Origin of the sequence: Streptomyces sp. WAC05292 (assembly GCF_003949955.1) — a bacterium.
GTDB classification, from domain to species: domain Bacteria; phylum Actinomycetota; class Actinomycetes; order Streptomycetales; family Streptomycetaceae; genus Streptomyces; species Streptomyces globosus.
Genome location: NZ_RPSE01000251.1, coordinates 1 through 9,077, shown reverse-complemented (window position 1 = coordinate 9,077; position 9,077 = coordinate 1). Strand labels below are relative to the sequence as shown.

The 9,077-nt window shown below is 73.1% G+C and carries 9 protein-coding genes; 7 read left to right on the top strand and 2 right to left on the bottom strand.

The genetic code is table 11. The features are described from left to right. Positions 1–1,442, top strand: a 1,442-nt coding sequence (gene pabB, locus EF903_RS22630) for an aminodeoxychorismate synthase component I (RefSeq protein WP_125545977.1), incomplete at its 5' end; no start/stop codon positions are given. On the opposite strand, the gene EF903_RS22625 is transcribed toward pabB, so the two are convergent. Beyond that, positions 1,369–2,328 carry a transaldolase family protein gene (locus EF903_RS22625; RefSeq protein WP_260615796.1) on the bottom strand — a complete coding sequence of 320 codons (960 nt, stop codon included), beginning with the start codon at positions 2,326–2,328 and terminating at the stop codon, positions 1,369–1,371. The genes pabB and EF903_RS22625 overlap by 74 nt on opposite strands. A gap of 391 nt (positions 2,329–2,719) precedes the next feature. Here EF903_RS22625 and EF903_RS22620 point away from each other — a divergent pair, with 391 nt between their 5' ends. The 5 genes from EF903_RS22620 (at position 2,720) to EF903_RS22600 (ending at position 7,721) form a co-directional block, all read left to right on the top strand. Continuing rightward, entirely contained in the window at positions 2,720–3,889 is a 1,170-nt protein-coding gene (locus tag EF903_RS22620; RefSeq protein ID WP_125545973.1) for a 3-deoxy-7-phosphoheptulonate synthase, read from the top strand. 27 nt (positions 3,890–3,916) lie between these two features. Next, on the top strand, positions 3,917–4,690 hold the full coding sequence (locus tag EF903_RS22615; RefSeq protein ID WP_114053324.1) for a 2,3-dihydro-2,3-dihydroxybenzoate dehydrogenase: 774 nt from the start codon (positions 3,917–3,919) through the stop codon (positions 4,688–4,690). 117 nt (positions 4,691–4,807) lie between these two features. Beyond that, positions 4,808–5,482, top strand: a complete 675-nt coding sequence (locus tag EF903_RS22610) for an isochorismatase family protein (RefSeq protein ID WP_125545971.1) — start codon at positions 4,808–4,810, stop codon at positions 5,480–5,482. Beyond that, positions 5,479–7,362: an anthranilate synthase family protein gene (locus EF903_RS22605; RefSeq protein WP_125545969.1), complete on the top strand. Its 1,884-nt coding sequence runs from the start codon at positions 5,479–5,481 to the stop codon at positions 7,360–7,362. Before EF903_RS22610 ends, EF903_RS22605 begins: the two co-directional genes overlap by 4 nt. Then, positions 7,359–7,721: a hypothetical protein gene (locus EF903_RS22600; RefSeq protein ID WP_125545967.1), complete on the top strand. Its 363-nt coding sequence runs from the start codon at positions 7,359–7,361 to the stop codon at positions 7,719–7,721. Before EF903_RS22605 ends, EF903_RS22600 begins: the two co-directional genes overlap by 4 nt. Positions 7,722–7,759: 38 nt before the next feature. Here EF903_RS22600 and EF903_RS22595 read toward each other — a convergent pair whose 3' ends face one another. Next, complete coding sequence (locus tag EF903_RS22595; RefSeq protein WP_125545965.1) at positions 7,760–8,260, bottom strand: AtaL-like protein; 501 nt, start codon at positions 8,258–8,260, stop codon at positions 7,760–7,762. A 221-nt stretch (positions 8,261–8,481) separates the two neighbouring features. Here EF903_RS22595 and EF903_RS22590 point away from each other — a divergent pair. Next, a partial coding sequence (locus tag EF903_RS22590) for an SDR family NAD(P)-dependent oxidoreductase (protein WP_125545963.1) occupies positions 8,482–9,077 on the top strand: 596 nt, incomplete at its 3' end.

Genomic DNA, 9,077 nt, shown 5'->3' with positions numbered 1-9,077 from the left:
GGGTCGCGGCACACCGCCTGCCCACCCGCTGGGACCCCGAGACCGTCTACGACCGGCTCTTCCGCGGCAACGACCACGCGTACTGGCTGGACAGCAGCCTGCCCGGCGGCGACCGCGGCCGGTTCTCGGCCATGGGCGACGCCACCGGCCCGCTGGCCCGCACCGCCTCGGCCGACGTGTGGAGCAGGACCGTCACCGTCGGCTCGGCCGACGGCGGGAGCCGGCTCGTCGCCGCGCCCTTCCTGGAGTGGATCGACAGCGACCTGCGCTCCCTGAGCACCGAGGTGCCCGAGCTGCCCTTCGACTTCGCCCTCGGCTGGGTCGGCTACCTCGGCTACGAGCTGAAGGCCGAGTGCGGCGGCGACCTGGTGCACCGCTCGCCCGTCGCCGACGCCACCATGGTCTTCGCCGACCGCGCCGTCGTCTTCGACCACGCCGAGGGCACCACGTACCTGCTCGCCCTCGCCGAGGACGGCGTCCCCGGATCCGCCGCCGCGGCCGACGAGTGGCTGGACGCCACCGCCGCCCGCCTCGCCCGGCTCGCCGGGTACAAGCTGCCGGCGCCCGGCCCGCAGGAGGGCGGCGGCGAGATCCGGCTGCGCCACGACCGCGGCTCCTACCTGCACCTGATCGACCGCTGCCTGGAGGAGATCGCGGCCGGCGAGAGCTACGAGGTCTGCCTCACCAACATGGCCGAGGCCGACACCTCCCTCGACCCCTGGACGGCGTACCGCACCCTGCGCCGCACCAGCCCCGCGCCCTTCGCCGCGCTCCTGCAGTTCGGCGGGCTCTCCGTCCTCAGCACCTCGCCGGAGCGGTTCCTGCGGGTCGGCCCCGACGGCCTGATCGAGTCCTCGCCGATCAAGGGCACCCGGCCGCGCGGCGCCACCCCGCAGGAGGAGGCCGCCCTCATCGCCGACCTCCTGGGCGACGAGAAGGACCGCTCCGAGAACCTCATGATCGTCGACCTGGTCCGCAACGACCTCGGCCGCTGCGCCGTCCCGGGCACCGTCGAGGCCGAGGAGCTCTTCCGCGTCGAGAGCTACGCCACCGTCCACCAGCTGGTGAGCACCGTACGGGCGCGGCTGCGCCCCGGGCTGACCGCCGTGGACTGCGTGCGCGCCGCCTTCCCCGGCGGGTCGATGACCGGCGCCCCGAAGATCCGCACCATGCAGATCATCGACCGGCTGGAGGCCGGACCGCGCGGGGTGTACTCGGGGGCCATCGGCTACTTCTCGCTCACCGGCGCCGCGGACCTCAGCATCGTCATCCGCACCGCCACCGTCACTGCGGGCAAGGTCTCCTACGGGGTCGGGGGCGCGGTCGTCGCCCTGTCCGACCCGGACGCCGAGTACGAGGAGACCGCCGTCAAGGCTGCTCCGCTGCTGGCCCTGACGAGGACCCGCTTCCCGGAGAGGCAGCCGGCACGGATCCCCTCCTGACCGGCCGGCCGTGCCGGAGGCGGTGCAGCTCCGCCGCCTCCAGCACGGCCGCCACCTCGGGGGCGCTGACCCCCAGCCGCTCCAGCGCGCGCAGGGCGCACGCGGCCTCGGCGTCCGCGTTCAGCAGCGTGTCCCCGGTGAGGGCCGGCGCCAGGGCGGCGGCCTCCAGCGTCTCCACGGACAGCGCGAGCGCAGTGTTCCACCCGACGAGCGCGCCCACGCCGCCCTCCGCACCCGGCCCCCACAGCAGCCGCGGCTGGAGGGCCCCGTTGGCGCGCAGCACGCGCCACCAGTCGCCCGACAGCCGCTCCTCGCGCACCCGGTACATGCGGCGCGCGACCGCGAGGCCGGCGGCGCCGCGCACCTCGGCGCCGGCCGGCACGCCCAGGGCGTCCAGCCGGGCCTCCACCTCCCGGTCGAAGCGGCCCACGGGGAACGAGACCACCAGCGGTGCCGCGCCGAGCGGCCTGCCCGCGGCCAGGGCCCGCTCCATGCCGGCCACGTAGGCGTCGAGCACCTCCGCGCACCGCCCGCCGGAGAACACGAGCGCGGCGTGCACGCCGATGCCCTCCGCGAGCAGGTCGGCCAGCGCCCGGATCCCGGCCGGGCTCGCGGGCAGGCGCACCACCGCGTTGCGGCGGCCGACCGATTCGTGCACCGCGCGGGCGGCCGCGACCAGTGCGGTCCCCCCGCCGGCCCGGCGGCCGGGCACCGGCACGGAGACGAGCCCGGCGGTGCCGCCGCTGTCCTCGAACACCGGCAGCAGGGCGTCACAGGCACGCGCGGCCTGCGCGGGCGACGTGCCCGCGGGCGCGCACGCGTTGTGGAAGTGGCCGCCCAGTACCGGATACCGGATGCCGGTGTCGAACTCCGCGGGGTCCTGCACGCTCAACCACGGCGAGACGCCCTCGGACACCAGTTGCCTCAGCAGTGCCCCAGCTCCTTGACTAACCACGCACAGCACCCTAGGGCGCCCGCTCCACCCGCCGGAAACCAACCGGCGATGGTGTGTCAAGTACCCCCGTAATCGCGTCGTTTTCCGGCCTTTTTCAACGGACGCCGCGAAGGGCGGGCGCGGACTTTAAGGGATTTGCGGACGCGCGGCGTTTTTCCTTCCGCCAATGCGTCAGGTTTATTTCGGATTACCTCTTCCGACCTGACCGAAATCCACTCCACTTGACGGAGTGCGGAATGTCTGGTGGTTCACCGGATTCACCGTTCCAGAGACTTCTCGATGCATCTGATGTCACGGCAGGTACAGCACTGGGAGGTGCCGCATGCACGGTGTTGCACGCTGGAAATCATTGCCCGCGGGCCAGCAGCCCGTATGGCCGGACGAAGAGGCCCTGGAGAAGGCCAGGGCCGAGCTCGCGGGCTCGCCCGCGCTGGTGCGCCGTGAGGACGTCGACGCCCTGCGCGCCCTGCTCGCCGCGGCGGCCGGGGGCGAGCTGCAGATCGTGCAGGGCGGCGACTGCGCCGAGGACCCGGCCGAGTGCACCCCCGGCTACGTGGCCCGCAAGGCGGCGCTCCTGGACGTGCTGGCCGGTGTGATGAAGGCCCGCTCGCTCAAGCCCGTCATACGCGTCGGCCGGCTCGCCGGCCAGTTCGGCAAGCCCCGCTCGAACCCCACGGAGACCGTCGCCGGCGTCGAGCTGCCGGTGTACCGCGGGCACATGGTCAACAGCCCGGAGCCCGACCCCGACCTGCGCCGGCCCGACCCGCAGCGGCTGGTCGCGGGCTACCGGGCGGCGGCCGGCGCCATGGCCGTCCTCGGCTGGCACGGCGAGGGCCGCCCGTCGGCGGCGGAGGCCCCGGTGTGGACGAGCCACGAGGCCCTGCTGCTCGACTACGAGGGCCCGATGGTCCGCACCCAGGACGACGGCTCGCAGCTGCTGACCTCCACGCACTGGCCGTGGATGGGCGAGCGGACCCGCGAGCTGGACGGCGCGCACGTCGCGTTCTTCGCCTCCATCTCCAACCCGGTGGCGACGAAGGTCGGACCGGGCATGGAGCCCGAGGCCCTGGTGGAGCTCTGCGGGAGGCTCGACCCGGGGCGGGAGCCGGGCCGGCTCACGCTGATCTCCCGGATGGGCCAGGGCAAGGCGGCCGAGAGGCTGCCGGCGCTGGTGCGCGCCGTCCGCGCCGCGGGCCACCCCGTGCTGTGGATGTGCGACCCGATGCACGGCAACACCGTCAGCGCGCCCGGCGGTGTCAAGACCCGTTTCGTCGAAACCGTGGTGCGCGAGGTCGAGGAATTCCAGAAGGCCGTCGTGGAAAACGGCGGAGTCGCGGCGGGACTCCACCTGGAGACGACGCCCGACCAGGTGCACGAATGCGTCACCGATGAATACCACGTGGACGAGCTGGGAGAGAAGTACACCTCGTTCTGCGACCCGCGCCTCAATTCCGACCAGGCCGTCGAGGTCGTCTCGGCCTGGCGCGGCTGAGGCCACGAAAAAGGGGGTTTCTCCATCATGGAAGGAAAGATCGCTCTCGTCACCGGCGCGGCCGGCGGCATAGGCGAGGCCATCGTCCGGGCCCTGGCCTCCCGGGACGTCCGGGTGGTGGCGGTCGACCGGGACGCCGACCGCCTGCGGAAGGTGGCGAAGGCCGTCGAGGAGGACACGGGCGGCCGTGTCGAGCCGTTCCCCGCGGACGTCACCGCCAGCGCCGACGTCGAGGCGCTCGTCGACGACGTCGAGACGCTGGTGGGCCCGCTCGACTTCCTCGTCAACGCCGCCGGCGTGCTCCGGCTCGCCGAGGCGCGCAAGCTGACCGACCAGGAGTGGAGCACGACGTTCGCGGTCAACACCACGGGGGTCTTCTTCGTCTCCCGGGCCGTCGTCAACCGGATGGTGCCGCGCCGCCGGGGCGCCATCGTCACCATCGCCTCCAACGCGGCGGGCACCGCCCGCACCGAGATGTCCGCCTACGCCGCCTCCAAGGCGGCCGCGACCATGTTCACCAAGTGCCTGGGCCTGGAGGTCGCCAAGTTCGGGATCCGCGCCAACCTGGTCGCCCCCGGCTCCACGGACACCCCGATGCTCAACTCGATGTGGCAGGACGAGAGCAGCGCGCGGGCCTCCATCGACGGGGTCCCGGACGCGTACCGCGTCGGCATCCCGCTGGGGAAGCTCGCACGCCCCGAGGACGTCGCCGAGGCGGTCGTCTTCCTGCTCTCCGACAAGGCGTCCCACATCACCATGCACGACCTCACCGTGGACGGCGGTGCGGCGCTCGGTGTCTGAGACCGCGAGCCGAACGAGCCGGGTGAACCGAGTGCGACGAGTGAACCGAGTGCGACGAATCCGGCACCCGCGCCCGGCGCGACCGGCCGGCCAACCGTGAACGAGAGGGAAACCCGCATGGCAGGGATACCTGCGATCAGCCCCTACCCGATGCCGGCGGCTGCCGACCTGCCGGCCTCCGCCGTCGACTGGGAGGTCGACCCCGACCGCGCCGTCCTGCTGGTGCACGACCTCCAGAAGTACTTCCTGGCCGCGTTCCCGCAGGGCGAGCAGCCCGTCGTGGACCTGGCCGCCAACGCCGGGGAGCTGCGCGCCCGCGCCGCCGACCTCGGCATCCCCGTCGCCTACACCGCCCAGCCGGGCGGCATGACGCCCGAGGAGCGCGGCCTGCTGAAGGACTTCTGGGGTCCGGGCATGCGGCCGAGCGAGGAGCACCGCCGGGTCGTCGACCCGGTGGCGCCCGCCGAGGGCGACTGGATGCTCACCAAGTGGCGCTACAGCGCCTTCTTCAAGACCGACCTGCTGGAGCGGATGCGGGCGTCCGGCCGCGACCAGTTGATCATCTGCGGGGTGTACGCCCACGTCGGCGTGCTGATGACCGCGGTCGACGCGTTCACCAACGACATCCAGCCCTTCCTCGTCGCCGACGCCGTCGCCGACTTCTCCTGGGAGGAGCACCGGATGGCCCTGGAGTACGCCGCAGGCCGCTGCGCCCGCCTCACCACGACCAAGGAGCTCCTGACGGCCCTCCCCGACCGGGTGGCCGCGTACGCCGGAAGGGAAACCGCATGACCGAGGACCTGCTGGACCGGATCCTGGGGCCCCGGCCGCCGGCCTTCGCGCTGGTCCACCGCCCCGAGACCACCGTCGGCAACACCCTCGACCTGTTCACGGGCGAGTTCACCGAGGCCGCGACCCTCGCCGGCATCCCCCTCGGGGACGTCGCGGAGGGCGCCGGCACCCGCCTGGACGTCCTCGCCCTGATCCCCTACCGCCAGCTCGCCGAGCGCGGTTTCGAGGCGCCCGACGACGGCACCCCGCTGCTCGCCATGGCGATCGCCGAGCAGGCCCGGGTCCCGCTCGACGACGTGCTGGCGCGCATCCCGGACGCTCCGGTGCAGCTGGTGCCCGGCGGCGACTTCGACATCGACGACGACACCTACGCCGAAACGGTTCGCCGCGTCATCAGGGACGAGATCGGCACCGGCGAGGGCGCGAACTTCGTGATGAAGCGCTCCTTCGTCGCCGACATCGGCGACTACTCCGTCCCCGCCGCCCTGCGGATCTTCCGCCGGCTGCTGGAGCGCGAGACCGGCGCGTACTGGACGTTCATCGTCCACACCGGCGACCGCACGCTCATCGGGGCCTCCCCCGAGCGCCACGTCAGCGTCAGCGGCGGCCGCGCGGTGATGAACCCGATCAGCGGCACCTACCGGTTCCCGGCCTCCGGCCCGGAGCTGCCCGGCGTCATGGACTTCCTCGCCGACCGCAAGGAGGCCGACGAGCTGTACATGGTCGTCGACGAGGAACTGAAGATGATGGCCCGCATCTGCGAGTCCGGCGGCCGGGTCGTCGGCCCCTACCTGAAGGAGATGGCCCGCCTCGCGCACACCGAGTACTTCATCGAGGGCCGCACCACCCGCGACCCGCGCGACATCCTGCACGAGACCCTGTTCGCCCCGACCGTCACCGGCTCCCCGCTGGAGAGCGCGGGCCGCGTCATCAAGCGGTACGAGCCGCAGGGCCGCGGCTACTACAGCGGCGTCCTCGCCCTCATCGGCCAGGACGAGCGCAGCGAGCGCACCCTGGACTCGGCGATCCTCATCCGCACCGCCGACATCGACGCGGCGGGCCGGATGAGCATCGGCGTCGGAGCGACCCTCGTGCGCCACTCGGACCCGCTGTCCGAGGTCGCCGAGACCCGCGCCAAGGCGTCCGGGCTGCTCGCCATGTTCGAGCAGCCGGGGCCGCGCCGCTTCGGCGACCACCCGGAGGTCCGCCAGGCGCTGAGCCGGCGCAACGCGACGATCGCCGGGTTCTGGCTCGACGACGACTCCGCCCGCGCCCGGCCGGTGCCGCTGCTCGTGGGCCGCAAGGTCCTCGTGGTCGACGCGGAGGACACCTTCACCGCGATGATCGAGCACCAGCTGCGCGCCATGGAGGCCGACGTCACGGTCACCCGCTTCGACGAGCCGTACAGCTTCGCCCCGTACGACCTCGTCGTCATGGGCCCGGGGCCCGGCGACCCGCGCGACGCGCACCACCCGAAGATCGCGCACCTGCGGGCCGCGGTCGACACGCTCCTCGCGGAGCACCGGCCGTTCCTCGCGGTCTGCCTGAGCCACCAGGTGCTCAGCACCCGCCTCGGCTTCCCGCTGCGGCGCCGCGAGCAGCCCAACCAGGGCGTGCAGCGGGAGATCGAGCTGTTCGGGCGGCGCGAACGCGTCGGCTTCTACAACACGTTCGCCGCGCAGAGCGCCGCCGACACCGTCGAGGTGCCCGGTATCGGCACGGTGGAGGTGTGCCGGGAGGCGGAGACCGGCGAGGTGCACGCGCTGCGCGGGCCCGGCTTCCGCTCGATGCAGTTCCACGCCGAGTCGGTGCTCACCGAGGACGGCGTCCGCATCGTCGCCGACGCCCTGTCCGGACTCCTCAGCGAGCAGCTCGTATGAGGGCGACCGTCGCCTGGTGGGACCTGGCCGGCTCCGGGCACACCATCGCCTCGCTGCGGGAGTACCTGCGCGACGAGGCGGTCGACCGGTTCGCCGGGGTCGAGGGGCTGCGGCTGAAGTTCTGGATCGCCGACCCGGCGACGGAGCGCTGGGGCGCGGTGATGCTGTGGGAGTCCGCGGAGGCGGCGGCCCGGCCGCTGGCCCCGCGGGCGGCCGAGCTGATCGGGCGCACCCCGGTGCAGTACACCGTCTTCGACGTGGAGGCGGTGGTCGAGGGCGTGCACACCCTGCCCTCGCTGCCCGGCCCCGGCCTGCTCCGGCAGGCCGGGGAGGCCGCCGTCCCGGCGGGCCGGGGCTGACCCGCCGCCGGGACGGCGCCGCACGCGGAGGCGGCCCCTCACGACCCGTCCGGGCCGTGGGGGGCCGCCTCCGCGTCCGCGTGCATCATGGCCCGGTTCAGGCCCTCCGTCATGGCGTCCAGCGTGGCGTGGAAGTCGGCGTCGAGGTCCCGCAGATAGGTGTTCTGGGCGAGCACCGCCGCCACCGGGCGCTCGGTCAGGGTGATGCTCAGCGTCAGGGTGAGGCGGCCGTCCGCGTCCTCGCCGATCTCGTTGCGTATCTCCGCGATGTCGGTGTCGTCCAGATGCCGGTAGGTAATGCGGCCGGCGCTCTCCTGGGGGATGACCCGCTGCAGGAACGTCGAGTTCCCGCGCCGGATTTCCCGCAGGAATCCATCGGGGTAGCGCTCGTTGATCCGGCATTGCGTAATGGCGGGAACATATCCGGTGGGAAACTCCGCCTTGTGCAGCAGAGCCTGCCACAGACTCTCCTTCGTGGGGCCGGGAGACCCGCTCTGACCTGCGCAGACTACCGGTCGGGTCCATGAAAGCGTCAGCATTGGTCTCCCTTTTCCGCCGGTGGGCCGGCGTGCAGCATCGACCGCCCGGCCGGAGCTGTCAAAGACGGTCGGGGGATTACGTCACCTGCTCCCGGAACCTGACGAAGTGAACCGGCCGCACTGCCCAGGACACCCCGCCGCCTTGCAGGGTGACGGTCGGTCGGCGGCGTTCGCCCGAGCGCCTTCCCGAGAATCCGACGCGGAGAATCAGGAGCACGCTGATGTCTGAACGCTTCGACGGCAAGGTCGTCCTCGTCACCGGCGGGGGCGAGGGAATCGGCCGTGCCGCGGCGCTCGCCTTCGCCCGGCTCGGCGGACTCGTGGTGGTGGCCGGCCGCCACCCCGAGACCCTGGAGGGAACGGTCAAGCTGATCCGCGACGCCGGCGGCCTCGCCGACTGCGTCGTCGCCGACGTCTCCGACGCCACCGCGGGGTTCGGGGCGGGCGCGGCCCACGCCGTCGCCGAGACGGTCCGCCGCCACGGCGGGCTGCACGTCGCCTTCAACAACACCACCGAACTGGGCCCCGCCCAGCCGGTCGCCGACATCGACGAAGCAGCCTGGGCGCAGAACCTGACCGCGAACCTGACCGGCGTGTGGCTGTCGATGAAGCACGAGATCGCCCACATGGAGGGCGCCGGCGGCGGCGTCATCGTCAACACCGCCAGCAACATCGGCGCCCAGGGCATGCTGCCCGGGCTCGGCGCGTACGCGGCCTCCACGGCCGCCGTCAGCGCCGTCACGCGGACCGCCGCCCGCGAGTACGCCTCCCGCGGCGTCCGCATCAACGCCATCAGCCCCTGCCCGCTCGGCCGGGG